The sequence below is a fragment of the Agromyces salentinus genome (assembly GCF_009749395.1).
In the GTDB taxonomy this organism is placed as follows: Bacteria; Actinomycetota; Actinomycetes; order Actinomycetales; family Microbacteriaceae; genus Agromyces; species Agromyces salentinus.
In genome coordinates this window covers 31,896-55,069 of record NZ_WBIR01000007.1, presented here as the reverse complement: position 1 = coordinate 55,069, position 23,174 = coordinate 31,896, and the positions used below count along the sequence as shown (strand labels likewise).

The 23,174-nt window shown below is 70.4% G+C and carries 24 protein-coding genes and 1 tRNA gene; 14 read left to right on the top strand and 11 right to left on the bottom strand.

Translation table 11 applies throughout. From position 1 onward, the window contains the following. Nucleotides 1-48 precede the first annotated feature (48 nt). Together cysS and rlmB are read left to right on the top strand one after the other, a co-directional pair. Nucleotides 49-1,458: a cysteine--tRNA ligase gene (gene cysS, locus GQQ95_RS08910; RefSeq protein ID WP_157427320.1), complete on the top strand. Its 1,410-nt coding sequence runs from the start codon at nt 49-51 to the stop codon at nt 1,456-1,458. Continuing rightward, nucleotides 1,455-2,486: a 23S rRNA (guanosine(2251)-2'-O)-methyltransferase RlmB gene (gene rlmB / locus GQQ95_RS08905; RefSeq protein WP_157427319.1), complete on the top strand. Its 1,032-nt coding sequence runs from the start codon at nt 1,455-1,457 to the stop codon at nt 2,484-2,486. Before cysS ends, rlmB begins: the two co-directional genes overlap by 4 nt. 42 nt (nt 2,487-2,528) lie before the next feature. On the opposite strand, the gene GQQ95_RS08900 is transcribed toward rlmB, so the two are convergent. Together GQQ95_RS08900 and GQQ95_RS08895 are read right to left on the bottom strand one after the other, a co-directional pair. After that, complete coding sequence (locus tag GQQ95_RS08900) at nt 2,529-3,848, bottom strand: DUF4032 domain-containing protein (RefSeq protein WP_157427318.1); 1,320 nt, start codon at nt 3,846-3,848, stop codon at nt 2,529-2,531. Between the two features lie 151 nt (nt 3,849-3,999). After that, the gene (locus tag GQQ95_RS08895; protein WP_157427317.1) at nt 4,000-5,100 is read right to left on the bottom strand and encodes an ABC transporter ATP-binding protein; all 1,101 of its coding nucleotides are present in this window, start codon (nt 5,098-5,100) and stop codon (nt 4,000-4,002) included. Nucleotides 5,101-5,369: 269 nt separating this feature from the next. Here GQQ95_RS08895 and GQQ95_RS08890 point away from each other — a divergent pair, with 269 nt between their 5' ends. Both GQQ95_RS08890 and GQQ95_RS08885 read left to right on the top strand, forming a co-directional pair. Next, the gene (locus tag GQQ95_RS08890; RefSeq protein WP_157427316.1) at nt 5,370-6,293 is read left to right on the top strand and encodes a thioredoxin domain-containing protein; all 924 of its coding nucleotides are present in this window, start codon (nt 5,370-5,372) and stop codon (nt 6,291-6,293) included. Between the two features lie 83 nt (nt 6,294-6,376). Continuing rightward, nucleotides 6,377-6,449: transfer RNA gene (locus GQQ95_RS08885), tRNA-Thr, on the top strand. A 23-nt stretch (nt 6,450-6,472) separates the two neighbouring features. On the opposite strand, the gene GQQ95_RS08880 is transcribed toward GQQ95_RS08885, so the two are convergent. Together GQQ95_RS08880 and msrB are read right to left on the bottom strand one after the other, a co-directional pair. Then, nucleotides 6,473-7,033: a nitroreductase family protein gene (locus tag GQQ95_RS08880; RefSeq protein ID WP_344304567.1), complete on the bottom strand. Its 561-nt coding sequence runs from the start codon at nt 7,031-7,033 to the stop codon at nt 6,473-6,475. Between the two features lie 2 nt (nt 7,034-7,035). Then, a complete protein-coding gene (gene msrB / locus GQQ95_RS08875) occupies nt 7,036-7,437 on the bottom strand; it encodes a peptide-methionine (R)-S-oxide reductase MsrB (RefSeq protein WP_157427315.1) in 402 nt (133 codons plus the stop codon). A gap of 162 nt (nt 7,438-7,599) precedes the next feature. Between msrB and GQQ95_RS08870 the strand changes: the two genes are divergently transcribed. The 5 genes from GQQ95_RS08870 to groL all read left to right on the top strand — a co-directional run bounded on the left by GQQ95_RS08870 (nt 7,600) and on the right by groL (nt 11,845). Beyond that, nucleotides 7,600-7,899 carry a DUF3263 domain-containing protein gene (locus tag GQQ95_RS08870; protein ID WP_157427314.1) on the top strand — a complete coding sequence of 100 codons (300 nt, stop codon included), beginning with the start codon at nt 7,600-7,602 and terminating at the stop codon, nt 7,897-7,899. Nucleotides 7,900-7,924: 25 nt separating this feature from the next. Further along, nucleotides 7,925-8,467, top strand: coding sequence for a LytR C-terminal domain-containing protein (locus GQQ95_RS08865; protein ID WP_157427313.1), 543 nt, complete (start codon nt 7,925-7,927; stop codon nt 8,465-8,467). A 206-nt stretch (nt 8,468-8,673) separates the two neighbouring features. Then, nucleotides 8,674-8,877, top strand: a complete 204-nt coding sequence (locus GQQ95_RS08860) for a cold-shock protein (RefSeq protein ID WP_156997336.1) — start codon at nt 8,674-8,676, stop codon at nt 8,875-8,877. Between the two features lie 156 nt (nt 8,878-9,033). Beyond that, on the top strand, nt 9,034-10,092 hold the full coding sequence (locus GQQ95_RS08855; protein WP_157427312.1) for a DUF3048 domain-containing protein: 1,059 nt from the start codon (nt 9,034-9,036) through the stop codon (nt 10,090-10,092). Between the two features lie 133 nt (nt 10,093-10,225). Continuing rightward, nucleotides 10,226-11,845 carry a chaperonin GroEL gene (gene groL / locus GQQ95_RS08850; RefSeq protein WP_157427311.1) on the top strand — a complete coding sequence of 540 codons (1,620 nt, stop codon included), beginning with the start codon at nt 10,226-10,228 and terminating at the stop codon, nt 11,843-11,845. Between the two features lie 103 nt (nt 11,846-11,948). On the opposite strand, the gene GQQ95_RS08845 is transcribed toward groL, so the two are convergent. The 3 genes from GQQ95_RS08845 to GQQ95_RS08835 all read right to left on the bottom strand — a co-directional run bounded on the left by GQQ95_RS08845 (nt 11,949) and on the right by GQQ95_RS08835 (nt 14,863). Next, the gene (locus GQQ95_RS08845) at nt 11,949-12,239 is read right to left on the bottom strand and encodes a WXG100 family type VII secretion target (RefSeq protein ID WP_157427310.1); all 291 of its coding nucleotides are present in this window, start codon (nt 12,237-12,239) and stop codon (nt 11,949-11,951) included. Nucleotides 12,240-12,354: 115 nt separating this feature from the next. Then, nucleotides 12,355-14,136 carry a sensor histidine kinase gene (locus GQQ95_RS08840; RefSeq protein ID WP_157427309.1) on the bottom strand — a complete coding sequence of 594 codons (1,782 nt, stop codon included), beginning with the start codon at nt 14,134-14,136 and terminating at the stop codon, nt 12,355-12,357. Nucleotides 14,137-14,167: 31 nt separating this feature from the next. Then, on the bottom strand, nt 14,168-14,863 hold the full coding sequence (locus tag GQQ95_RS08835; protein ID WP_157427308.1) for a response regulator transcription factor: 696 nt from the start codon (nt 14,861-14,863) through the stop codon (nt 14,168-14,170). Nucleotides 14,864-14,976: 113 nt separating this feature from the next. Between GQQ95_RS08835 and GQQ95_RS08830 the strand changes: the two genes are divergently transcribed. Genes GQQ95_RS08830 through GQQ95_RS08820 form a run of 3 tightly spaced genes read left to right on the top strand, consistent with a single transcriptional unit; the run spans nt 14,977 to nt 17,785 of the window. After that, entirely contained in the window at nt 14,977-16,209 is a 1,233-nt protein-coding gene (locus GQQ95_RS08830; protein ID WP_157427307.1) for an NAD(P)/FAD-dependent oxidoreductase, read from the top strand. Continuing rightward, the gene (folP, locus tag GQQ95_RS08825; protein WP_157427306.1) at nt 16,206-17,069 is read left to right on the top strand and encodes a dihydropteroate synthase; all 864 of its coding nucleotides are present in this window, start codon (nt 16,206-16,208) and stop codon (nt 17,067-17,069) included. The genes GQQ95_RS08830 and folP overlap by 4 nt, the downstream gene beginning before the upstream one ends. After that, entirely contained in the window at nt 17,066-17,785 is a 720-nt protein-coding gene (locus GQQ95_RS08820) for a pyrimidine reductase family protein (protein ID WP_157427305.1), read from the top strand. The genes folP and GQQ95_RS08820 overlap by 4 nt, the downstream gene beginning before the upstream one ends. Before the next feature lie 5 nt (nt 17,786-17,790). On the opposite strand, the gene GQQ95_RS08815 is transcribed toward GQQ95_RS08820, so the two are convergent. The 3 genes from GQQ95_RS08815 to GQQ95_RS08805 form a co-directional block, all read right to left on the bottom strand. Further along, a complete protein-coding gene (locus GQQ95_RS08815; protein ID WP_157427304.1) occupies nt 17,791-19,434 on the bottom strand; it encodes a DNA repair helicase XPB in 1,644 nt (547 codons plus the stop codon). Between the two features lie 82 nt (nt 19,435-19,516). Further along, entirely contained in the window at nt 19,517-21,382 is a 1,866-nt protein-coding gene (locus GQQ95_RS08810) for a helicase-associated domain-containing protein (protein WP_157427303.1), read from the bottom strand. A gap of 9 nt (nt 21,383-21,391) precedes the next feature. Beyond that, nucleotides 21,392-21,667 carry a multidrug ABC transporter ATPase gene (locus GQQ95_RS08805; protein WP_157427302.1) on the bottom strand — a complete coding sequence of 92 codons (276 nt, stop codon included), beginning with the start codon at nt 21,665-21,667 and terminating at the stop codon, nt 21,392-21,394. A 108-nt stretch (nt 21,668-21,775) separates the two neighbouring features. Between GQQ95_RS08805 and GQQ95_RS08800 the strand changes: the two genes are divergently transcribed. Both GQQ95_RS08800 and GQQ95_RS08795 read left to right on the top strand, forming a co-directional pair. Further along, on the top strand, nt 21,776-22,156 hold the full coding sequence (locus GQQ95_RS08800; protein ID WP_157427301.1) for a cold-shock protein: 381 nt from the start codon (nt 21,776-21,778) through the stop codon (nt 22,154-22,156). Continuing rightward, nucleotides 22,149-22,931 carry a DUF3027 domain-containing protein gene (locus tag GQQ95_RS08795; RefSeq protein WP_246205323.1) on the top strand — a complete coding sequence of 261 codons (783 nt, stop codon included), beginning with the start codon at nt 22,149-22,151 and terminating at the stop codon, nt 22,929-22,931. Before GQQ95_RS08800 ends, GQQ95_RS08795 begins: the two co-directional genes overlap by 8 nt. Here GQQ95_RS08795 and GQQ95_RS08790 read toward each other — a convergent pair. Further along, on the bottom strand, nt 22,913-23,173 hold the full coding sequence (locus tag GQQ95_RS08790) for a DUF2530 domain-containing protein (protein ID WP_157427300.1): 261 nt from the start codon (nt 23,171-23,173) through the stop codon (nt 22,913-22,915). The genes GQQ95_RS08795 and GQQ95_RS08790 overlap by 19 nt on opposite strands. Nucleotide 23,174: the final 1 nt, after the last annotated feature.

Below are 23,174 nucleotides of genomic sequence, written 5' to 3'. Positions count from 1 at the left end.
GGCGGCGGGCACAGCGGATGCGCGGGTCCGCGCCGGTAGGCTTGCCGGGTGACCGTGCGACTCTACGACTCGAAGGCCCAGGCCCTGCGTGACTTCGTTCCCCTCCGCGAGGGGTTCGTCGGCATGTACGTCTGCGGACCGACGGTGCAGTCGAGCCCGCACATCGGTCACCTCCGCAGCGCACTGGCGTACGACATCCTGCGCCGATGGTTCTCGTACCGCGGATACGACGTCGCCTTCGTGCGCAACGTCACCGACATCGACGACAAGATCCTCGCCGCCGCGACCGGCGAGGAGTGGTGGGCGCTCGCGTACCGGGTGGAGCTCGAGTTCCAGGCCGCATACGCGTCGCTCGACATTCGACCGCCCACCTACGAGCCCCGAGCCACCGCGAGCGTCCAGCAGATGCAGCAGCTGATCTCACGGCTCATCGACGCGGGCCACGCATATCCGGCACCGGACGGTTCGGGCGACGTCTACTTCGACACGGCCGGTTGGCCCGCCTACGGCGAACTGACCCGCCAGGCGCGGGACAACATGGAGGCCGCGGCCGACGCCGACCCTCGGGGCAAGCGCGACCCGCGCGACTTCGCCCTCTGGAAGGGGCGCAAGGCCGACGAGCCCGAGTCCGCGACCTGGTCCTCGCCGTGGGGCGACGGGCGTCCGGGCTGGCACATCGAGTGCTCGGCGATGGCCACCCGCTACCTCGGCTCCGAGTTCGACATCCACGGAGGCGGGCTCGACCTGCGCTTCCCGCACCACGAGAACGAGCTCGCCCAGTCCACGGCCGCCGGTGACGGCTACGCCCGGTACTGGGTGCACAACGGACTCGTGAACGTCGGCGGGCAGAAGATGTCGAAGTCGCTGGGCAACTCCGTCTACGCCGCCGAGCTCCTCGAACTCGCGTCCCCGCTCGCCGTTCGCTACCTGCTCGGCGCGGCCCACTACCGCTCGACGCTCGACTACGCGCCGACCTCGCTCGCCGAGGCCGAGGCCGCCGTCGACCGCATCCGCACATTCCTCGATCGCGTCGAGCGACGCCTCGCGGGCACGAGGTACGCGGGCGTCGGCGCAGCCGTGATCCCCGACGCGTTCGGCACGGCCATGGACGACGACCTCGGCGTCCCTCAGGCGCTCGCGGTCCTGCACGACGCGGTCCGCGCGGGAAACCAGGCGCTCGACTCCGACGCGCTGCACGACGCCGCGGTCCTGCACGGGCAGGTCTCCGCGATGGTCGGGGTGCTCGGCATCGACCCCCGCGACCCGGCGTGGGCGCCCGACGCCGGGCCGGCGGCATCCGCCCTCGACACGCTCGTCACCAGACTCATCGAAGACCGCCACGCGGCGCGCGCAGCCAAGGACTTCGCCGCCGCCGACCGAATCCGCGCCGAACTCTCGGCTGCGGGCATCACCATCGAAGACAGCCAGACCGGCACGCATTGGAGCTTGGAATCATGAAGGGCAGCAGCAAGCCGCGCGCCGGAGCCGTGCGCAAGGCGAAGGGCAAGCAGGTCGGATCGGGCGGCCAGGGCCGTCAGGCACTCGAGGGCAAGGGCCCCACGCCGAAGGCGGAGGACCGTGCCTGGCACCCCGCCGGCAAGCGGAAGGCGGCGCAGGAGCGCTACGCGGCCTCCGGCGGCAAGGGCGGCAAGCCGGCCGGAAAGGTCGCCGGGCAGGGATCGCGCTCCGGAGCCCCGCGCGGCGCATCGGGTGCGTCGCGCCGCTCGAAGTCGGGTGACGAGTCCGAGATCGTGACGGGTCGCAACTCCGTCGTCGAGGCGCTGCGCACGCGCATCCCGGCGACGACCCTCTACGTCGCCGCACGCATCGAGATGGACGACCGCGTCAAGGAGGCGATGAAGATCGCCACCAACCGCGGCATCCCCATCCTCGAGGTCATGCGGCCCGAGCTCGACCGGCTCGCCGGCGAGGGTGGCGTGCACCAGGGCCTCGCGCTCAAGGTGCCGCCGTACGAGTACGCGCACCCGATCGAACTCCTCGACGAGATCATCGCGAGCGACGAGACCCCGCTCTTCGTCGCACTCGACGGCATCACCGACGCCCGCAACCTCGGCGCCATCATCCGCTCGACCGCCGCGTTCGGCGGGCAGGGCGTGATCGTGCCCCAGCGTCGTTCGGTCGGCGTCAACGCCGGCGCCTGGAAGACCTCGGCCGGCGCAGCCGCGCGCGTGCCGGTGGCGATGGCCTCGAACCTCACGCAGACGCTGAAGGCGCTCAAGGAGCGGGGCGTGTTCGTCCTCGGCCTCGACGGCGACGGCGACGTGTCGCTCCCCGGTCTCTCATGGGCCGAGCGTCCGATCGTCATCGTCGTCGGCAGTGAGGGCAAGGGCCTCTCGCGTCTCGTCGCCGAGACGTGCGATGCCATCGTCTCCATCCCGATCAGCGCGGCCACCGAATCCCTGAACGCCGGCATTGCGGCATCGGTCACCCTCTACGAGATCTCGAAGCTGCGCGCCGGGAAGTGACCCGCCCGGCTCACGGGCGAACGCCTGCGCGCCCGAGGGCGTTCAGACGTTCGCCCGCCAGTCGTTCTCGTCGTCGGGGTCGATGACGGCGACCGAGGCCGTGTCGAGCGGCACCACGTCGATCGACGTGGTGATCGCGCCGGTCTGCGGGCCGATGACCGTGGCCTCGTCGCGGCGGTGCCGGAGCACGGTGTTGATGTAGGAGCCCACGGCTTCGGCGAGCGGGATGTCGTGGCCGGCCTGCTGGGCGAGGAACCAGCGGTGGTCGAGCAGTTGGTGGAACACCTCGGCCGGCTCGAGCTTGCCGCGCAGGTCGACCGGGATGGCGCGCACGACCGGCTCGAAGACGCGCACGAGCCATTCGTGCGCCACCATCTCCTCGTCGAGCGCCTCCTTGCCGTACGTCGCCCGATACGAGTCGAGGTCGTTGAGCAGCCGGCGGGCCTGGTTCTCGCCGGCGTCCAGGCCGGTCAGGCGGAGCAGGCGGCGCTGGTGATGCCCGGCATCGACCACCTTCGGCTGGATGCGCACGGTCGTGCCCGCGTCCGACGTGCGGATCGCGAGTTCCTCGATGTCGAACCCGAGCTGGTTGAGCCGGCCGACGCGTTCGTTGATGCGCCACCGCTCGGCCGATGAGAACGACTCGGACCCGGTGAGCTCCTTCCAGAGGCTGCGGTAGGCCTCGACGATGCCGTTCGAGATGCGCACCGGGTCGAGCTCGTCGGCCACGCGGCCGCCCGCCTCGAGGTCCAGCAGTTCGCCGGCGATGTTCACTCGGGCGATCTCGAGGTCGTTCTCGCGCTGGCCGTTCGAGAGGCCGCCCTCGTAGAGCTTGCCGGTCTCGGCGTCGACGAGATACGCCGCGAAGGCGCCGGCATCCCGACGGAACAGCGTGTTCGAGAGCGAGACGTCGCCCCAGAAGAACCCGACGATGTGCAGTCGCACGAGCAGGACGGCCAGTGCGTCGACGAGGCGGGTCGCCGTGTCGGGCCGGAGCGTCTGCGAGAACAGCGCACGGTAGGGCAGCGAGAACCGGAGATGCCGGGTCACGAGGACCGGTTTGAGGGGCTCGCCGTCGTCATCGGTCCGGTTGGTGATCACCGCGACGGGCTCGACGCAGGGGATCTCGAGCTTCTGGAGCGTGCGGAGCATCTCGTACTCGCCACGCGCCATCTCGGCCGTGGTCTCCTTGATCGCGACCACGTGGCCCGCGAGGTGGGCGAAGCGCACGAGGTGGCGCGAGATGCCCTTCGGGAGGGTCGCGATGTTCTCGTTCGGCCACGACTCCAGCGGAATGTTCCAGGGGAGGTCGAGCAGGGCGGGATCGGTCATCGCCGACGTGATCGAAAGTGAGCCGCTCATCGTGCTCAGCGTAGCCGGGGCGGACCTTCGCCGACGAACCGGGCGTCCGATCCGTCGTGCGGGTTGCGGATTCGGAGTGCAACGTCCGGAAACGGCCGACGCCGACCGGGCCTGAGCCCGACCGGCGTCGATCGTGGAAGGTGCGGAGTCGTCAGCTGACGACGGCCTTGTTGCTGAGGCGCAGGCCCGACTCGATGTCGAACAGGTGCACGTGGTTCGGCGTCGCCGTGAGGTACACGCGGTCGCCGGCGCTCGGGTGGATGCGGCCGTCGACGCGGGCCACGATGTCGGTGCGCTTGCCCTCGACGGTCGAGTGGCCGTAGAGGTAGCCGTCGGCACCGAGCTCCTCGACGAGGTCGACGTCGACCGCGAGGCCCTCGCCCTCGTTGGCGGAGACGGTGATGTCCTCGGGGCGCACGCCGATGGTCGCGGTCTTCGCCGAGGCCTCGGCGAGCACGTCGCGTTCGACCGGCACGGTGGCCGTTCCGAACATGACGCCGCCCTCGACGAGGTCCGCGTGGAACAGGTTCATCGCGGGGGAGCCGATGAAGCCGGCGACGAACACGTTCTGCGGCTTCTCGTAGAGGTCGCGCGGGGTGCCGACCTGCTGGAGCAGGCCGTCCTTCAGCACGGCGATGCGGTCGCCCATTGTGAGCGCCTCGGTCTGGTCGTGCGTGACGTAGACGGTGGTGACGCCGAGGCGGCGCTGCAGCGAGGCGATCTGGGTACGGGTCTGCACGCGGAGTTTGGCGTCGAGGTTCGACAGCGGTTCGTCCATGAGGAACACCTGGGGCTGGCGCACGATCGCGCGACCCATGGCGACGCGCTGGCGCTGGCCGCCGGAGAGGGCCTTCGGCTTGCGGCTCAGGTAGGGCTCGAGGTCGAGCAGCTTCGCAGCCTCGAGGACGCGAGCGGCGCGCTCGTCCTTGCCTACGCCGGCGATCTTGAGCGCAAAGCCCATGTTCTCCGCGACCGTCATGTGCGGGTAGAGCGCGTAGTTCTGGAAGACCATCGCGATGTCGCGGTCCTTCGGCGGCACGTCGGTGACGTTGCGGTCGCCGATGAAGATGTTGCCGTCGTTGACCTCTTCGAGGCCGGCGAGCATGCGGAGCGAGGTGGACTTGCCGCAACCCGACGGGCCGACGAGCACGAGGAACTCGCCGTCTGCGACATCCAGGTCGAGCTGGTCGACGGCGGGGCGGGTGCCGCCGGGGTAGAGGCGGGTGGCCTTGTCGAACGTGACTGACGCCATGGTGTTCTTCTCCTTCACCGGCAGGTACGTGCCGGACGATCCGTAGTGATGGACTGCGTCAGCGATGACGCCTCCCCAGTATCGCATGCGCGATGGCACCCGCTGACCACGTCCCGGCCGCCTGAGACCCGCCGATGGAGGGGCCCCGCGCCGCTCGCCGTCGCATGCGGACGGCGCTGTCCGTGTGGCGGATTCACAGCCACCCTTCCTACTATCGTGGGTGCGTTCGCAGTACGCGCGCGCCCACACAGCGACCGGAGTGACCATCGATGACCAACGGCGGATCCAATCAGCCACGCGCCACCCGTAACGATCGCAGGGAGGCGGCCCGTGAGAAGGCCCGTGTCCTGCGCGAAGAGCAGAAGAAGCGCGAGAAGCGCAACAAGCTGCTGATCCAGGGTGGCGTCATCGTCGCCGTCCTGGTCGTCGCCGGGCTCATCGGAACGCTCATCTTCAACAGCATCAAGCCGGCGGGGCCCGGCCCGGCGAACATGGCGAGCGACGGGATCCTGCTCGTCGCCGGCGACGAGGGCGGCATCACCGCCGTCGAGACGCCGGCGCTCGACGCCGGTCAGGACCCGACGCCGACCGAGCCCGACGACAGCGGCACCGTGGCGAACATCGTCACCTACGTCGACTACCTGTGCCCGTTCTGCGGTCAGTTCGAGACCACCAACTCCGAGGCCATGCGCACGATGGTGGAGTCGGGTGCCGCGACCCTCGAGATCCATCCGATCGCGATCCTCACGAACAAGTCGGCGGGCACGCAGTACTCGCTCAGGGCGGCGAACGCCGCGGCGTGCGTGGCCGACCTCTCGCCCGAGGCGTTCTTCGACTACAACGAGCTCCTCTTCCAGAACCAGCCCGAAGAGGGTTCGACCGGCCTCGCGAACTCCGACCTCAAGAAGCTCGCGAACGACGCCGGCGCCGCATCGTCCGTCGGCGGCTGCATCGACGACGTCCGCTTCAAGTCGTGGGTGCAGGACGCCACGAACCGCGCACTCACCGAGCCGATCCCGAACTCCGAGCTCACCTCGATCACCGGCACCCCGACGGTGCTCGTGAACGGCCAGCAGTACAGCGGGTCGCTCACCGACGCGCAGGAGTTCCAGTCGTTCGTCGTCCAGGCCACGAGCGCGACGTTCAACGAGTCCGAGTCGACGCCGACTCCGACGCCGACCCCGGCGCAGTAGCCTCCGATCGTGCTCCGGCCACCCGGGTTCCCGGGGGCCGGGGGCCGGGGCACGATCGATATCATGGGCTGGGGCTCCGCCTCGCCGGCTTGGCGCAATTGGTAGCGCACCGCTCTTGTAAAGCGGGGGTTGCGGGTTCGAGTCCCGCAGCCGGCACGTGAGCGACGAGCTCACCACGATCACGTCAGGGTCGTGAACCTCTCGGCGGCATCGGGCATGCGGCGGCGTTCCGCTCGCCACCGGTCGGGCCTGCCCCCGACGTAGAGCCAGCCGAGGAGCGCTTCGTCCTCGCCCAGGCCGTGCATGGCGGCGACGGCCGGATGCCGCGTGTACGGCCCGGTGCGCCACATGACGCCCCAGCCGGCCTCGTCCAGCAGCAGTTCGAGCAGGTGCGCGACGCCGGCGGCCGTGGTGTCCTGCTCCCACTCGGGAACCTTGGGATGATCGGGCGTCCGCACCGCGACCATCGCGAGGAGTACCGGCGCGCGAAGCGGCTTGCTCGCGAGCTTCGCTCCGCCGTGCTCGTCGAGCGCAAGCCCGGCAGCCTCCGCGAGCGCGGCACCGAGACGTGCTCGCGCATCCCCCCGCAGCGCGATCACGCGCCACGGCCGCAGCGCGGCGTGATCGGCGACGAGGCCCGCCGCGGCGAGCAGTTCGAGGAGCTCCGCGTCGGTCGGCGCGGCATCCGTCACCTTGGACACCGATCGCCGGGCCCGTACCGCGGCCTGGGCCGGCCGCACGCTCAGGACTCGGGCGTGAAGTCGAGTGCGATCGAGTTCATGCAGTACCGGTCGCCGGTCGGCGTGCCGAACCCGTCGGGGAAGACATGGCCGAGGTGCGAGCCGCAGGCTGCGCAGCGGACCTCGGTGCGGACCATGCCGAGCGACGTGTCCTCGATGAGTTCGACCGCCTCGGGGCGGACGGACTCGTAGAAGCTCGGCCAGCCGCATCCGGAGTCGAACTTGGTGCCGCTCTTGAACAGCTCCGCACCGCAGGCGGCGCAGGCGTAGACGCCCGCCCGCTCCTCGTCGAGCAGCTCGCCCGTCCAGGCGCGTTCGGTCGAGGCCTCGCGGAGCACCGCGAACTGCTCATCGCCGAGCTGCTCGCGCCACTCGTCGTCGGACTTCTCCACTCGGTACGCCATCGCGGTTCCTCCAGAAACTCAGGTCCGTCCATCGTCGCACGTCCCCGGAGCGTGACGGCCGAGCGTGACGGCCGCGCACACGCCGTGGGCGCTCGGCATCCTCACGGCCGCGGATCCCTAGGATGTCACCCGAAGCCAAGCCACGGTCGGAGGAGGAGCACCATGAGCGCAGAGCCCGCGCACCGCGGCTCCCAGCCGGGCGCTCCGTTGGACGACCTCGCCGTACGCGTGCTCGCCTTCGAGGCCAGGTCGTGGCAGCATCCCGGTACGAAGGCCGACGGCATCCGCGACGAGTTCGAGATGTCGGCCGCTCGCTACTATCGGATCCTCGGCGAGCTGATCGACTCGCCGGCCGCGCTCCGCCACGATCCGATGCTCGTCAAGAGGCTGCAGCGCATGCGCGAGGCCCGGGCCGCCGACCGCGCGCGTCGCTCACTCTCGACCACACGCCCGCTCGACTGAGCACGGCCCGACCCCGACTGGACCCATGGCGCAGAACTATCCCCGAGACCGGTTCGACTCCATCCCGCATGGCATCGAGCGGGTCGGCGCGCATCGCGCGCCGCAGCGCCGCGGTGCCAGGTGGGTGGCCCTCGGCTGGGCTGCACTGGCGACGGCCGTGCTGACGGGCGCGGGCATCGCCGGGGTCGTCATCGTCAACGACCGGGTCGACTTCTCGGAGGCCTCGCCGTCCAGTACCCCGTCACCGGTCGCGACCGCGGAGCCCACGGTGGCACCCGACGTGCCGGTGACGGTCCTCAACGGGACCGCGACCGAAGGGCTGGCTGCGACCGCCGGCGAGACGCTCACCGCAGCCGGGATCCCGGTCAGCGCCATGGCGAACGCCAGTGAATCGGATCTCACCGAGACCGTCGTCTACTACGCGACCGCCGACCTCGAGGGGGCGGCGCGAGGTGTCGCACAGGCCGTGCCCGGCACCGATGTGCGCCTCGATGCGAAGTTCGGCGAGATCGGCACGCCGCTGGTCCTCGTGCTCGGTTCCGACTTCGCGGAGGGCCTCGGCGGCTGAGCAGCGCCGAATCGTTGCCATTCCGCGACATTGCGGTGCGTCCAACCCCTTCTCTCAGGCGTACGCGTCTCATTAGGATCTGGAATTGGTCGCTCGAACCCGTGCGCTGCACCGGTACCACCCGTGGTTCCAGTCGGCACGAATCAGGGGCCCGGTACAGGCGACAGGCACGTGCTGATCGACACACAGCTATATGGGAGCAACGCATGGCGAACGGAACCGTCAAGTGGTTCAACGCTGAAAAGGGCTACGGATTCATCACCGTCGACGACGGCGGGCAGGACGTGTTCGTCCACTACTCCGCCATCGACATGGCCGGCTACAAGGTCCTCGAGGAGGGCCAGGCCGTCGTGTTCGAGGTCGGCACGGGTTCGAAGGGCCCTCAGGCCGAGGCGGTCCGCCCGGCCTGAGACGCGAGGTCGGAGCGCCGTCGGTCCTCGACCGGCGGCGCTCCGTCGTTCCGGCAACCCGCGGGGCGCCGGCAACCCGCGGGGCGCGGGCGATCCGCGGCGGTGTCGCGGCGCGTCGCGCGTCCTGCCGGCACCGTGGATGGTTTGCTGTTCGGCATGGCGAAGCGCGCTCGTTCGGCCACGGGGTGGTTGCGGCTCGGAGCGCTGCTCGCGACGTCCGCCCTGCTGCTCTCGGGATGCTTCGGCGATGCGGCCGACCCGTCCGCGTCCCCGCCGGCGGAGACGGCAGCGCCGCGCCCGGTGGGCGCGTCGGCGGCACCCGTCGGCATCGCGTTCTCGCCCCTGCGCGGAACCGGGGCCGAGTGGAGTGCGATGCAGCATCCGTCGATCGCGGTGAAGATCGATGATCACGAGCTCGCGCGGCCGCAGATCGCGTTGAACCGCACCGACCTCGTGTTCGAGGAGCTCGTCGAGGGCGGCCTCACGAGGTATGTCGCCGTCTGGCACTCCGACGTGCCGGACGAGGTGGGACCGGTGCGCTCGATCCGGCCGATGGATCCCGACATCATCTCGCCCCTCGGGGGGATCGTCGCCTACTCGGGCGGGCAGGAGCAGTTCGTCGCGATGATGCAGGCGGCGCCGGTCGTGAACATCGTGTTCGACTACGACGACACCGGCCTGTTCACGCGCGCCGACGACCGGCCCGGACCGCACGACGTGATCCTCGCCGCCTCCGAGGCGGTCGCCCGGCATCCCGAACTGCCGCCTCCGCCGGTGCAGTTCGCCTATGGGAGCGCGGACCCGCTCGCGGATCCGACGTTCGCCGCGACGACCACCTCCGCGATCGCGCAGACGTTCTCGGACGAGCGCGCGCCGTCCTGGGACTGGGATGCCGGGACGTCGACGTGGCTGCGCTCGCAGGAGGGCCTCGCGGACACGGAGGCCTCCGGCGAACGCGTCCGCGCCGTCAACGTCGTGACCATGCGCGTCGGGATCGACTGGAGCTACGGCGAAGTGCCGAGGACCGTCATGGTCGGATCGGGCGAGGCGTGGGTCTCGGCGGCCGGTCGCACCGCGCACGGCACATGGTCGAAGGACGCTCCGGACGCGCCGATCGTGCTCACCTCCGACTCGGGCGACGCCCTTCGCCTCGCGCCGGGCAACACCTGGATCGAGCTCGTGCCGACCACCGGTTCGGTGTCCTTCGCGCCGTGAGCGAACGTTGCGCCGGGTGGCCGGCGCTCGCTTGCACTCGGGGCGGTCGAGTGCCAGAATCGGTTTAGCACTCATTCGAATCGAGTGCTAAACACGAATCTTTGAGACGTCCGAGAAGGGACGAGATACACACATGGCAAAGATCATTGCTTTCAACGAGGAGGCCCGCCGCGGTCTCGAGCGTGGCCTCAACACGCTCGCCGACGCGGTCAAGGTGACCCTCGGCCCGCGCGGTCGCAACGTCGTGCTCGAGAAGAAGTGGGGCGCCCCCACCATCACGAACGACGGCGTGTCGATCGCCAAGGAGATCGAGCTCGACGACCCGTACGAGAAGATCGGTGCCGAGCTCGTCAAGGAGGTCGCCAAGAAGACCGACGACGTCGCCGGTGACGGCACCACGACCTCGGTCGTGCTCGCCCAGGCGCTCGTGCGCGAGGGCCTCCGCAACGTCGCCGCAGGCGCCGACCCCATCTCGCTGAAGCGCGGCATCGAGAAGGCCGTCGCGGCCGTCGAGGCCGAGCTCATCGCCAACGCCAAGGAGGTGGAGACCAAGGAGGAGATCGCTGCGACCGCTTCCATCTCCGCCGCCGACGAGACCATCGGCGCCCTGATCGCCGAGGCCATCGACAAGGTCGGCAAGGAGGGTGTCGTCACCGTCGAGGAGTCGAACACCTTCGGCACCGAACTCGAACTGACCGAGGGCATGCGCTTCGACAAGGGCTACCTGTCGGCGTACTTCGTCACCGACCCCGAGCGCCAGGAAGCGGTCTTCGAGGACCCCTACATCCTGATCGTCAACGGCAAGGTCTCGAACATCAAGGACCTCCTGCCCATCGTCGACAAGGTGATCCAGACCGGCAAGCAGCTGCTGATCATCGCCGAGGACGTCGACGGCGAGGCGCTCGCGACCCTGATCGTCAACAAGATCCGCGGCATCTTCAAGTCGGTCGCCGTCAAGGCTCCCGGCTTCGGCGACCGTCGCAAGGCGCAGCTCCAGGACATCGCGATCCTCACCGGTGGCCAGGTCATCTCCGAGGAGGTCGGCCTCAAGCTCGAGAACGTGACCCTCGACCTGCTCGGCCAGGCCCGCAAGGTCATCATCACCAAGGATGAGACGACCATCGTCGAGGGTGCCGGTGACGAGGAGGGCATCGCCGGTCGCGTCGCGCAGATCCGCGCCGAGATCGAGAACACCGACTCCGACTACGACCGCGAGAAGCTCCAGGAGCGTCTCGCCAAGCTCGCCGGCGGCGTCGCCGTCATCAAGGCGGGTGCGGCGACCGAGGTCGAGCTCAAGGAGCGCAAGCACCGCATCGAGGACGCCGTCCGCAACGCGAAGGCCGCCGTCGAGGAGGGCATCGTCGCCGGTGGTGGCGTCGCCCTCATCCAGGCGGGCAAGACCGCGTTCGAGAAGCTCGAGCTGACCGGCGACGAGGCAACGGGCGCGAACATCGTGCGCGTCGCGATCGACGCCCCGCTCAAGCAGATCGCCCTCAACGCCGGCCTCGAGCCGGGCGTCGTGGTCGACCGCGTGCGCAACCTCCCGGTCGGTCAGGGCCTGAACGCCGCGACCGGCGAGTACGTCGACATGCTGGCCGCCGGCATCAACGACCCGGTGAAGGTCACCCGCTCGGCCCTGCTCAACGCAGCGTCGATCGCCGGCCTGTTCCTCACCACCGAGGCCGTCGTCGCCGACAAGCCCGAGAAGAACCCGGCTCCGGTCGGCGACCCCACGGGTGGCATGGACTTCTAGTCCGAACAGATCCTCGGCCGTTGCACGGCCTGATCAGCGCGAAGGGCGCCTCCGACCAGGAGGCGCCCTTCGTCGTTGGAGCGGCGTGTCGGCAGAGGGCACGTCAGCGCAGGAACAGCCTCGCGTTCGCCTGTTCGGCCTCCGCGTACTGCGTCGCGGCCTGGCCGAGCGCGAGGTTGAGGCCGTCGAGGCTCTGCTCGACCCGGAGGTGGGTCTCGCGCCAGTCGGCGACCGCACCCTGGAACGCGGTGGCCGCCTGGCCGGACCACGAGGACTGCAGGCCCGTCAGTTGGCCCAGCAGGGAGGCGACCTCGGACTGGATGCGGCCGATGGTGCCTTTCACGGTCTGGGTCGCGGCCGCGACCTGCGCAGCATCGACGTGGTAGCTCGACATGGGGATCCCTTCGATCGGTGGTGAAGGTCACGCTACGGGCGCGTCGGATCCCCTCTGGAGGGAACGGCAGCGGACGTGGGCGCCGCGCTTCGTCAGCGGCTCGGGGGAGGACGAGTCAGTCGGCGGAGACCGGCTGGGGAGCCGCTGCGCTGCCGGCGAGGGGCAGCTGGACACGGAATGTCGCTCCGCCACCGGGGGTCTCGATCACGTCGACGCTGCCGTTGTGCGCGGCGACGATCGAGGACACGATCGCGAGTCCGAGGCCGGAGCCCCCGGTCTCGCGCGTGCGCGACGTGTCGGCGCGCCAGAAGCGCTGGAAGATCTTCTCGCGGATCTGCGGCGGGATGCCCTCGCCGTGGTCGACGATCTCGATCATGGCGCGCTCGGTCAGCGGGTCGGCGCTCACCCGGATGTCGATCGGGCTGTCGGCCGCGGTGAACCGCACGGCGTTGCCCATGAGGTTCGTGATGACCTGGCGGATCTTGTTCTCCTCGGCGAGCACGATCGCCTGCGGTGCGCCGGCAGAGGCCGTCGCACCGGTCGGGCCGGCCGGCACCTGGCCGGATGTCTCGCGCGTCGCGACGGGAGCCTGGACGGCGCCCGTGCCCGGTCCGCGGCGCGGGTTCGAGCCGGTGGACTCAGCCCGCGGACGGCGACCGCGAAGTCGCGCGAGCGTCGCGCCCGCGAAAGAGATGGCCCCTGTGGTGGCCCGGTCGCCGGCATCGACGGGAGGCTCGGATCCGGACGGGGCCGGCGCGCCCGCGGCATCCGTCGATCGCAGGTCGTCGGGCGTGATCACGGTGACCGTGCGGGTCGGGTGGGCGGCCATCGCGTCGAGGGCCGCGTCGCGCGCGAGGGGGACGAGGTCGACCTCGGCGAGTTCGAGCGGCTTCGCCTCGTCGAGCCGTGCCAGGGCGAGGAGATCCTCGACCAGGCCGCCCATGCGGATCGCCTCCTTCTCGATGCGGTCCATGGCCTGAGCGACCTCGTCGGGCGTCTGCAGCGCGCCCATGCGATAGAGCTCGGCATAGCCGCGAACCGAGACCAACGGCGTGCGCAGCTCGTGGGACGCGTCACCGACGAAGCGCCGCATCTGGTCGATCGTGCGGGCTCGGTCGCGGAAGGCTCGGTCGATGCGGTTCAGCATCGTGTTCAGGGAGCGGTTCAGCCGTCCGACCTCGGTGTTCGGCGTCGCACCGCCGAGGCGCTGGCTGAAGTCCCCGTCGGCGATGGCGGCCGCGGTGGCCTCCACCTCGCGCAGCGGCGTGAAGGTCGTGGTCACGAGCATCCGCGTCAGGAGCGCGCCGACGAGGACGACGCCGACTCCGAAGCCGAAGAAGATCGTCAGGTAGACGGCGATCAGCGATTCGGTGTCCTTGTTCGAGATCGCGATGACGATGGGGGAGTAGTTGCCGTGGCTGTCGGCGAGCATGAGCGCTGCGACACCGCGGAAGCTCTGGTCGCCGTTCGCGTCCTTCAGCGGGAACATCGTGTACCCGGAGCCCTTGGCGTTCAGGGCGCTGACCTCACCCTGGGTGAGTGTCTTCGGGATGAGCGGTCGCGCCTCCTCGGGGCGGGCGTCCCAGTTGGTGCCGTTGAGCTCACCGGTCGCGTCGTCGTAGACGGCGACGAAGACCTGGTCGTTCTCGGAGAACTTGCGCTTGCTCGCGTCGGGCGAGGCGTCGGAGTCGTTCTCGTCGACGAAGTACCGGTCGAGGCTGCCGCTTGCGATGCTGCTGAGCTTGGCCGACATCTGGTCTTCGACGTAGGAGCGCAGCATGGCGGCTGTTCCGATGCCGGAGACCATGAGTCCGAGGGTCAGCATCAGGACCGTCACACCGGTGATCTTGGTGCGAAGGGAGATGCGGTTCCACCGCTCGGAGATCGTCTGAGGCATAGCGGAGCGAGTCTAGGCGGCGAAGCCTGAGTCAGGGCTTGGAGGAGGACTTCAGCATGTACCCGAACCCGCGCTTGGTCTGGATGAGCGGCTCGGCCGAGTGCTGGTCGAGCTTGCGCCGAAGGTAGGAGATGTAGCTCTCGACGATGCCGGCGTCGCCGTTGAAGTCGTACTCCCACACGTGGTCGAGGATCTGCGCCTTCGAAAGCACGCGGTTGGGGTTCAGCATCAGGTACCGCAGGAGCTTGAACTCCGTCGGGGAGAGCTCGACCGGCACGTCGCCCACGAGCACCTCGTGCGTGTCCTGGTCCATCATGAGCTCGCCCGTGCGGATGACCGCGTCCTCCTCGGCGTGCATGGTGCGCCGCAGGATCGCCTTGATGCGGGCCACGATCTCGTCGAGGCTGAACGGCTTCGTGACGTAGTCGTCCCCGCCCACCGTCAGGCCGGTGATCTTGTCCTCGGTGTCGTCCTTCGCCGTGAGGAAGAGGATCGGCGCGGTGTAGCCCGCCGAACGCAGGCGCTTCGTGACGCCGAAGCCGTTCATGTCGGGCAGCATGACGTCGAGGATGATGAGGTCCGGTTCTTCTTCGAGAACCGCCGAGATGGTCTGCGCGCCATTGCCCACGGCGCGGACCGCGAACCCGGCGAAGCGCAGGCTCGTGGTGAGCAGATCACGGATGTTGGGCTCGTCGTCGACGATGAGGATTCTGGGTCCGTCAGCCATGTTTTCAGTCTGCTGCAGGTTTCCTGAATGTGGTCTGTGAACTTCGCGACAGAACTCGGGGTGCTTCCTCCGTCGGCGCGGCGTGGATGCGGCCGCCATGCGAGACTCGCACCATGGCAGCAGTCGAGCGCATCCTGATCATCGGCGGAGGGCTCACGGCGGCACGTGCTGCCGAGGGCATCCGGGCGGAGGGCTTCGACGGCGAGGTCCTCGTCGCCACGAACGAGGACCGTCCGCCGTACGAACGTCCGCCCCTGTCGAAGGGCTACTTGCTCGGCGTGGATGACGCAGAGGCGACGATCCCCCTGCCTGCGCAGTGGTACGCGGAGCAACGGGTCGAGCTCCGCACCGGCGTCGAGGCGACGGCGGTCGACGTCCAGGCGCACCTCGTCACGATCGACGGTGAACCCGTGCCGTACGATCGGCTCCTCCTGGCGACCGGAGCCTCCGCGCGCCGGTTCACCGGACCGGGTGGCTCCTTGCGCGGCGTCCACGCGCTCCGCACCCTCGCCGATGCCACGCACCTGCGCGCCGCGCTGAAGGACGGCGGACGGCGCGTCGCGATCGTCGGCGCCGGATGGATCGGGCTCGAGGTCGCGGCCGCCGCGAGGCAGTACGGCAACGAGGTCACCGTCGTCGCGCCCGGCGCCGTCCCGCTGGAGTCGGCGGTCGGCCCGGAGGTCGGCGCGGTGTTCGCGACGCTGCACCACGACCACGGGGTCGATCTCCGCATGGGAGCGGCGGCGAGCGCGATCAGGGGGAGCGACCGGGTCGACGGCGTCATCCTCGACAGCGGCGATGAGGTCGATGCCGACCTCGTGGTCGTCGGCATCGGCGCGACCCCGAACACGGGGCTCGCGACATCCGCCGGCCTGTCCATCGACGACGGCATCCTGACGGACGAGGGTTTCCGCACCAGCGCACCGGACGTGTACGCGGCGGGCGACGTCGCGAACGTGCTCCATCCGGTGCTCGGCAGGCACCTGCGGGTCGAGCACTGGGCGAACGCGCAGAACCAGGGGCGGGCGGTCGGCCGCGCCCTGGCCGGCGCACGGGTGGCGTACGACGAGATCCCGTACTTCTACACCGACCAGTACGACCTCGGCATGGAGTACTCCGGGTACGGGCCGCTCGCCGCGGACGCCTCCGTCGTGTTCCGCGGTGACGTCGCCGCGCGCGAGTTCATGGCCTTCTGGGTGCGGGAGGCGCGGGTTGTCGCCGGCATGAACGTCAACGTCTGGGACGTCAACGAGTCGGTGCAGGCACTGATCCGATCCGGCGCCGCAGTCGATCGGGACGCGCTGGCCGATCCGTCGGTCGCGCTCGAGACGCTGGTTCCGGCATGAGCGCGGCCCCCATGCGACTGGGCGGACGCACCTTCGACTTCGCACGCGAGGTGGCCGTGATGGCCATCGTCAACCGCACGCCCGACTCGTTCTACGATCGCGGACGCACCGACGCCCTCGAAGCCGCCGTCGCGGCCGCCGAGCGGGCCGTCGAGGACGGCGCCGACTGGATCGACATCGGCGGCGCCAAGTTCGCCCCGGGCCCGCCGGTCCCGGTCGCCGAGGAGATCGACCGCGTGGTCCCGGTGGTCGCTGCGATGGCCGGCTCCGGCGCGGTGATCTCGGTCGACACGTTCCACGCCCAGGTCGCGCGGGAGGCGTTGGCCGCAGGCGCGCACGTCGTCAACGACACGACCGGCCTCAGCGACCCGGCGATGGCGCAAGTGCTCGTCGAGAGCGGCGCGGCGGTGATCGTCACGCACAGCCTCGCGGCGCCCCGCACGCCCTACCCATCGCCGCGCTACGACGACGTCGTCGGCGAGGTGGCGGCGTTCCTTCGCGACCGTGTCGCCCGGGCGGAGGCCGCCGGCGTGGCATCCGATCGCATCATCGTCGATCCGGGGCACGACCTGAACAAGCACACGCTCGACTCGCTCGAGCTGACCCGACGACTGGGCGAGATCGTCGCGATCGGGTACCCCACCCTCGTGGCGCTCTCGAACAAGGACTTCGTGGGCGAGAGCCTCGGCCGGCCGCGCGGCGAACGCGTCGAGGGCTCGATCGCGGCGGCGGTCTACGCCGTCATGCAGGGCGCCCGCATCGTCCGGGTGCACAACGTGCGCGAGACCGTCGACGCGATGCGCATGGTCTCCGCGATCGAGGGCTGGCGCGAGCCCGTCTACCTGGAGCACAACCGATGACCGAGGCGTCCGCGATCGACCGTGAGGCCCTGCTCGCCGCCTACGCCCTGCCCGATCGGTCTACGCCGCGCGTGCGCATGAACTTCGTGGCGAGCATCGACGGGTCGGCGACGCTGTCGGGGCGCAGCGGCCCGCTCGGCGACGCCACCGACCGTCTCGCCATGCAGGTGCTGCGCACCCTCGCCGACGTCGTCCTCATCGGGGCGGGGACGGTGCGGGCCGAGGGCTACGGCGGGCTGGCCGTCGGCGAGGCGGATGCCGCGTGGCGGCGCTCGCAGGGCCTCGACGGGCAGCCGCGCGTGGCGGTCGTCTCATCGCGGCTCGACCTCGAGCCGCGGCATCCGTTCTTCGCCGAGGCGGTGCGCCGACCGCTCGTGGTCACGCATGCGTCGTCGCCCGAGTCGCGGCGGCTCGCGCTCGCCGAGGTCGCGGACGTCCTCGTCTGCGGTGATGACGCACTCGATCCACGGGCCATGCTCGGCGGCCTCGCGCGTGCGGGTCTCGGCCAAGTGCTCTGCGAGGGAGGCCCGCACCTCTTCGGCAGCCTGCTCGACGCCGATCTGGTCGACGAGGTGTGCCTGACCCTGTCGCCGACGCTCGCGGGCGGTTCCGGAATCCGCATCGTGCAGGGCGCGGCCGAGGCGGCGCGCCGGATGCGCCTCGTGCACGCGATGCCGGCCGGCGACCTCGTGCTGCTCCGCTACGCCAGGGGCTGAGCCGGTCAGGCCGCCTCGAGCGAGTGAGCGTCGAGGATCGTGTAGCTGTAGCCCTGCTCGGCCAGGAACCGCTGGCGGTTCTGCGCGAAGTCCTGGTCGACCGTGTCGCGCGAGACGAGCGTGTAGAAGTTCGCGGTGAGGCCGGACTCCTTCGGGCGGAGCAGGCGGCCGAGGCGCTGCGCCTCCTCCTGCCGCGAGCCGTACGACCCCGACACCTGAATCGCGACGGTCGCCTCGGGGAGGTCGACCGAGAAGTTCGCGACCTTCGACACGACGAGCACCTGAGTGGTGCCCTCGCGGAACGACTGGAACAGCCGCTCCCGCTCGTCGACGGGCGTCGAACCGGTGAGCTGCGGGGCGCCGAGCGTCTCCGCGAGCTCGTCGATCTGGTCGAGGTACTGCCCGATCACGAGGATGCGTTCTCCACGGTGCTTGGCGACGAGCTCCTTGACGACGTCGAGCTTCGCCGGAGCGGTGGCCGCCAGGCGGTAGCGCTCGTCATCCGCGGATGCCGCATACGAGAGCCGCTCGGAGGGCGGCAGGTCGATCCTGACCTCGTAGCAGGCCGCGGGGGAGATGAAGCCCTGCGCCTCGATCTCCTTCCAGGGCGCATCGAAGCGCTTGGGACCGATGAGGCTGAAGACGTCGCCCTCGCGGCCGTCCTCGCGCACGAGCGTGGCCGTGAGGCCGAGTCGGCGACGGGCCTGGAGCTCCGCGGTGAGCTTGAAGACCGGCGCCGGAAGCAGGTGCACCTCGTCGTAGACCACGAGGCCCCAGTCGAGCGCGTCGAGCAGGGCGAGGTGGGCGTACTCGCCCTTCCGCTTCGCGGTGAGGATCTGGTACGTCGCGATGGTGACCGGCTTGATCTCCTTCGTCTGGCCCGAGTACTCGCCGATCTCCTCGGCCGTCAGCGAGGTGCGCTTCAGGAGCTCGTCGCGCCATTGCCTGGCCGAGACGGTGTTCGTGACGAGGATGAGGGTCGTGGTCTTCGCGGTGGCCATCGCGCCGGCGCCCACGAGCGTCTTGCCGGCGCCGCAGGGCAGGACGACGACGCCGGAGCCGCCGTCGAAGAAGTTGTCGACCGCCTTCTGCTGGTAGTCGCGCAGGTGCCAGCCCGACTCGTCGAGATCGATCGGATGCGGCGTGCCGGGCGTGTACCCGGCCAGGTCCTCCGCCGGCCAGCCGAGCTTGACGAGCTCCTGCTTCAGTGCGCCGCGAGCCCAGGCCTCCACGAGGAAGCCGGTGTCGTCGATGCGCTCCGTGAGCAGCGGGGCGATGCGCTTCGCGCCGGCGACCTCGGTGAGCACGGCGAGGTCGTCTGACCTGAGCCGTAGGGCGCCGTCGTCGGTGCGGTCGACGACGAGGCGCCCGTAGCGCGCCACGGTCTCGCGCATGTCGACCGAGACGGTCTGGGGAACCGGGAACTTCGCGTATCTCTCGAGCGTGCCGAGCATGTCGTCCGCGGTGTGCCCGGCCGCCCTGGCGTTCCAGAGGCCGAGCCGGGTGATGCGGTACGTGTGCACGTGCTCGGGCGCGCGCTCCAGCTCGGCGAAGATCGCGAGGTCGTGCCGTGCGTCCTCGGCGAGCGGGTGCGCGACCTCGAGGAGCACGGTGCGGTCGCTCTGCACGATGAGTGGGCCGTCTGACATAACCGTCGAGTCTACGCCTGCTTCATGGGAGGCCGGCCGTTCGCGTCGTCCTCCGCCCGCGTGCCTCGCGCGCGCCGGCGGCTCAGACGTTGGACGGGGCGGGCATGACCGCGGCGATCGCCGAGAGCGGAAGGGTGCGCTCGATGTCGGCCTTGCGGTCGCGCGCACGCAGCCGGCCGTTGGCGACGCTCGCGGGAGCGAGCAGGTAGTCGGCCGTGGTGCCGCCCGGCATCCGAACGGTCACCGTGAGCGTCTCCTTGGCGCGCGCCGCCGCCTCGAGCTGCCGTGCGAGCCATGCGACCTCGGTGGCGTCGTCGTCGGCCTCGACGAGCACGCGGTCGAGCAGTGCCCCGATGGGGTCCGTCGTCGCTGCCGGTGGCGGCGACTGGGCGAGGTGGTGGCGACGCAGGCGCACGATGGCGCCATCGTGGTCTTCGGCGGCGACGGGGTAACGGGCGTCGGAGAGCGCCCAGAACACGACGTCGGGCGCGAAGCGGGACAGCAGCCGGTAGGGCCCGACCTGGCGGAGGCCGATCGCGCTCAGGGCCTGGTCGACCGCGAGGGTTCGCACCACCTGCTCGTCCTCGGAGCGGACGACCGTGCGCGCGGGCAGTTCGGCGTCGTCGGCAGAGGCCACCCGGACGCTTCCGAATCGCTTGGCGGCCTCGTGCACGAGGTACTCGACCGGCTGCGGGATGCCGGTCAGCGAGAGGCCGCCGAGGAAGTCCAGGATCGTCGCGGCCGTCTCGCCGGCGGCGAGGCCGCGGTTCACGGATGCCGCGCTCACGCGGTACGTCGAGGCGAGGTCGCGTGCCTCGACATCGGCGAAGCTGCGGAGCCGGGCGTCGAGCACGGGTTCGAGCGGACCGGGCGAGACGACCGTCAGGTCGTGCTGGAGGTACACCTTCGAGACCTGCGCGGGGAAATGCGCCGCGAGGATGGCGGCCGCGCGCTCGACCTGGCCGGTGAGCACGAGCCGGCCGGACTCCACGGGCTCGCCGGCGACGGCGAGGCCGAGCGCCTCGGCGTCGTCGACGAGCCGGTCGAGTCCGTCGTCGAGCCATCTCCCGCCCGCGGGGTAGAGCCAGCGGACGTCGTCGCGCAGGTCGGTCGAGGAGAGCGTCTCGCTCCGCCGGGCGACGAGTTCGCGCAGTGTCGGCGGGATGCGCGCGAGCCACTGCTCGGCCAGGCGCTGCCAGCGCTCACCGGCGCTGCGCTGGGTCCAGTTCGCGCCGATGTCGGACTCGAGCCAGTAGGCACCGTCGCGGAGCACGAGTCCGGCCTCGTCGGCGCGATGGAACAGGCGGGGCAGGGCGTCGAGCTCGATGCCGCAGACCTCGGCGAGTCGCTTCGAATCGGGGAGGGTGAGCCCGCCCTTCGCGAGTTCCCGCGCCGGCTGCACTCCCAGCGCGGCGAGGAGTTCGGCCGTGGCCGCGACGGTCGCATACGCGGTCTCGGAGGCCCGACGGTCGAGGATCGTGCGGTCGACCTCGTCGACGCCGACGAGCACGGGCGGTGCGGGGGCGGCCAGCTCCGCGGCATCCGGGATGTCGCGCCCGGTGCGGACGGCGAGGCGGCTCGACACCGCGGCCGGGAGGTGCACGCGGGACCCGTCGACGACGAGGAGCAGGATCAGGGCGAGCTGCTCGAGCAGCTCGGGAGTCGCCGCGGAGAGCTCTGCGGACGCGCCGAGCCGAGCGAGTTCGGCGGCGACCGCGTCGACGGTCGTGTCGGCGTGGTCGGCGGTCAGCGCCGCCGTCGCGGCGAGCGCCGCGAGACGCGGGCGATCGAGCCGGGAGATCGCATGGTCGAGCGACTCGGGCCCGAGCAGCACCTCGGCGAGGTCGAAGAGGTCGCGGATGCCGGCCGTGTCGAACTCACGCGTCTTGAGCGCGGCCTCGAGCTGTGGTCGGGGCAGCGCACGAAGTCGCGCGGCGAGTTCGAGCATCGTCTCCGATCAGTTCGTTCGAGGGCGCGTGGAACGCGCGCGATTCACCGCGTGCACGATGAAGAGGGCGATGAGCAGGAGGAAGGCGATCGGCAGGCCGAACCACGGGAGCATGATGATCACGGGCCAGACGCCCTGGCTGAAGCCGTCGTTCTCGGCCGCACCGGCCATGGTGCCGATCAGCACGGCGATGAATGCGCCGATCGACAGCATCACCATCGTCGTGAACATGTACGCCAGAACGCGTTCGATGCGCTGGTTGCCGCCCTGATCGGATTCACTCACGCATCAAGGATAGCGTCAGCGGCGTCGCGGGAGTCGGCCGGGACTCTAGACTGGTCCGAGCAGGGCGCGCGCATTCGGCGCGCCTCCGATACGAGCGAGGTTCACACGATGCCCACCGGCAAGGTCAAGTTCTACGACGAGGAGAAGGGGTTCGGCTTCATCAGCTCAGATGACGGCCAGGAGGTCTTCCTCCACGCTTCCGCTCTTCCCGCCGGCGCGACCGTGCGTGCGGGCTCTCGCCTCGAGTTCGGCGTCGCCGAGGGCAAGCGCGGCGCGCAGGCCCTGTCGGTGCGCGTCCTCGACGCTCCCGTGAGCCTCGCGAAGATCAACCGCAAGCCCGCCGACGACATGGCGATCATCGTCGAGGACGTCGTGAAGGTGCTCGACGGCATCGGCGCCGACCTGCGTCGCGGTCGCTACCCCGAGAAGTCCAAGGCGCGGACGGTTGCAGCCGTCCTGCGCAAGGTGGCTGACGACCTGGATGCCTGAGCTCTCCGACCCCGAGCCCCGATCGGATGCCGCGGCCCACGTCGACGCGTCCGAGGCGCCTGCCGAGCAGACCGAGTCGGCGGAGCCTGCCGAGACGGCTGAGTCCGACACGATCGTCGCCGATGAGACGGCCGCGTCCGACGCGATCGTCGATGAGCCGGCGCCGACATTCGAGCCCGATGCAGTCCTGCTCGACTCCGTCGACATGGCGCGTCGTGCGCTGCTCGAGACGACCGCGCCCGAGACCGTGGGATCCGTCATCGGCCACATCGTGGAGGGCGAGCACGCGCTCACCCTGCACTTCGCGTCCGACCTCTCCGGTTACCCGGGCTGGCACTGGAGCGTGACCCTCGTCCGCGTCGATGATGCAGAGCCGACCATCGTCGAGACGCAGCTCATGCCCGGCGAGCGGGCGCTGCTCGCGCCCGCATGGATCCCCTGGTCCGAGCGGCTCGCCGACTACCGTGCCGCCCAGGCCGCTGCGGCCGAGGCCGCGCGCGAGGCCGGCGAGGAGCACGACGACGACCTCGACGATGCCTCGGAGGAACTCGAGATCGTCGGCGACGACGAGTTCGACGACGACTCCGAAGACGAGAACGACGACGAGCACGACGACGACGACGAGCACGACGACCCCTTCGACGGCATCGACTTCGACGAGCTCGACGAGGGCGACCTCGACGACGCGCATCGGGACGAGCTCCCGCTCGACGAGTCTGCGCTCGCATCGGACCCCGCCGAGGCGGCGTCCGGCGATCAGGACGACGAGGGCTGACGCGCCGCTCGGCGCCTGATCACCTGCACCACGAGCAGGGCGATCACGCCGAGGACGGCACCCACCGCGCATGCCCAGGCGAGCCAGTCCAGGCCGACCCGGGCGAGCGGCTCACGAGCGAGCACGCACGCGAGAAGTGCCACGACCCACAGCGCGGTGCCCGCGAGCACCGCCTTGCGCGCGTCGGCCCGAGCGGGCGCCGGATCGGGCCGACGCTCGGACTCGGGCAGCCAGAGCCGCATC